The sequence below is a fragment of the Streptomyces sp. NBRC 109706 genome, from assembly GCF_000974485.1.
In the GTDB taxonomy this organism is placed as follows: Bacteria; Actinomycetota; Actinomycetes; order Streptomycetales; family Streptomycetaceae; genus Streptomyces.
On sequence record NZ_BBOM01000025.1, the window covers coordinates 1 to 2,581 of the forward strand.

Genomic DNA, 2,581 nt, shown 5'->3' on the forward strand with positions numbered 1-2,581 from the left:
GAGGTGGGGGGTGGGGTGGGTGAGGGCGGTGTCGAAGAGGGCGAGGCCCTGTTGGGTGGTGAGGGCGGCGCCGGCGCTGGTGGCACGCGACCGGTCGGCCCCGGCGAGCCCACCGGTCATAGCACTGGCCTGCTCCCACAAACCCCAGCCCAGAGACAGCCCCGGCAGACCCTCCGCGCGACGACGGCTAGCCAGACCGTCCAGGAACGCGTTCGCTGCTGCGTAGTTGCCCTGCCCCGGGGTGCCGAGAGTTGCGGCGACGGAGGAGTAGAGCACAAACATCGAGAGGTCGGCGTCGCGGGTGAGTTCGTCCAGGTTGACGGCGGCGGTGGCCTTCGCCCGCAGTACCGTCTCCAGACGCTCCTGCGTCAACGCGGTGAAGATGCCGTCGTCGAGTACGCCGGCCGCGTGAACGACGCCGGTGAGGGGCGTCTCGGTGGGGATGTCGACCAGAACGGTCGCGAGAGCATCGCGGTCGGCGGCGTCGCAGGCGACGACCTGTGCTTGTGCACCTAGTTGCTCCAGTTCGGCGACCAGGTCGGCGGCGCCGGGGGCATCCGGGCCCTGGCGGGAGAGCAACAACAGGTTGCGGGCGCCGTGTTGGGTGGCGAGGTGGCGGGCCAGTAGACCACCCAGAGTCCCCGTGCCGCCGGTGATGAGGATGGTGCCGTGGGGGTTGAGGGGGGTGGGGAGGGTGAGGACGTTCTTGCCGATGTGCTTGGCCTGGGCCATGTAGCGCCAAGCCGCGACTGCTTCGCGGACGTCCCAGACGGTGAGGGGCAGGGGGGTGAGGATGCCTTGTTCGAAGAGTGTTACGACGTCGGTGAGGATGTGGCCCATGCGGGTGGGGCCGGCGTCGGAGAGGTCGAAGGCGTGGTAGGGGATGTCGAGGCCGGTGCGGATGTCGGTCTTGCCCATCTCGATGAACCGGCCGCCGGGCGCCAGGAGGCGCAGGGAGGCGTCCAGGAACTCACCCGCCAGGGAGTTCAGCACCACATCCACACCCCGGCCGTCCGTCGCCGCGCGGATGTGGTCTTCGAAGGCGAGGTCGCGGGAGGAGGCGATGTGTGTCGGGTCGACGCCGTTGTTGGTCACGGTGGGCCATTTGCTGGGGCTGGCGGTCGCGTAGACCTCCAGGCCCCAGTGCCGGGCCAGTTGTACGGCGGCCATGCCGACGCCGCCGGCGGCGGCATGGATGAGTACCGATTCGCCCTCGCTGACTCCGCCCAGATCCCGCAGGCCGTACCAGGCGGTGGCGAACACCAACGGCAACGATGCCGCCTCCGCCCACGACCAACCGGCGGGTACCCGCACCAGCAAACGACGATCCGTCACAGCCTCAGCGGCAAAAGAACCGGTGAAGAACCCGAAGACCCGATCACCGGGAACAAGGTCGGTGATCTCCGGACCGACCTCCAGCACAACACCCGCAGCTTCGGAACCCATGACACCGGCCCCTGGGTACATGCCCAGGCCGATGAGGACGTCGCGGAAGTTGACGCCGGCCGCCCGGATGGCGACGCGTATCTGACCGGCCTCCAGGGGTGGGGTGTCCACGGCCTCGATACGCAGGGACTCCAGCGTGCCGTCCTCTCCCGGCAGCAGATGCCAATTCCGCTCCAGCGGCACCAGCCCGCCGGCGGTCGCTCGGGTGAGTCGGGGTGCCAGCAATGCGCCGTCGCGGATGGCGAGTTGGGGTTCGTCCACTCCGCTCAGCAGCGTCAGGTCCAGGTCATCGGGGGTCGTGGGGTCGGCGTCGACCAGCACGATCCGGTCGGGGTGCTCGGACTGGGCGGAGCGCACCAGGCCCCATACCGCCGCGCCCACCTCGTCGACCACCGCACCGGGGGTGGCTGGGACCGCGCCCCGGGTCACCACCGCCAGACGGGACCCAAATGATTCCTCGTTTGCCAGCCATTCCTGCACATCACGCAGTACCGCACCCAGTACCTGCTCCACCGGGCCGGTCCCCACCGGAAGGACGGTGAACTCCGCCTCGCCGACGGAGCCGGTGCGGGGTGGCAGTGCGGTCCACTCCACTGTGAACAGGGCGTTGTCGCTGGCCGGTTTGGTCGACGACAACTGATCGGCCGCTATGGTGCGCAGCATCAGGGAGCGGACGCTTACGACGGGTGTGCCGGTGGCGTCGGCGGCTTCGACGGTGACGCCTTCGCCTTGGGGGCGGATCGCTACGCGCAGCATGGTCGCGTTGGTGGCGAAGAGTTCTACGCCGGTCCAGGCGAAGGGGAGTCGTGGCCCGGTGGCGGTTTCGGTTTCGGTTTCGTCGAGGATAAAGCCGGATGGGTGGAGTGCGGCGTCGAGTAGGGCGGGGTGGATTCCGAAGGTGTCGATTCGGCCGGTGTCCGTCTCCGGCAGGGCGACCTCGGCATAGACGCCGGATGTGTCGCGCCAGACTGCTCGTACCCCTTGGAACATCGGGCCGTAGCCGAAGCCGGCGCCGCTGGCGAGGACGTCATAGAACCCCTCGACGTCTACCGCGACCGTGCCCTCCGGCGGCCACTCGGACAGGTCGAACGATGGTGCTTGGGGTTCGGAGGGGGCGAGGAAGCCCGAGGCGTGC

1 protein-coding gene is annotated in these 2,581 nt (G+C 69.2%); it reads right to left on the reverse strand.

What is annotated here, in order from left to right:
- Positions 1-2,581 (reverse strand): SDR family NAD(P)-dependent oxidoreductase (locus tag AOM46_RS31285; RefSeq protein WP_158920854.1); only part of this gene is annotated, 2,581 nt, incomplete at both ends.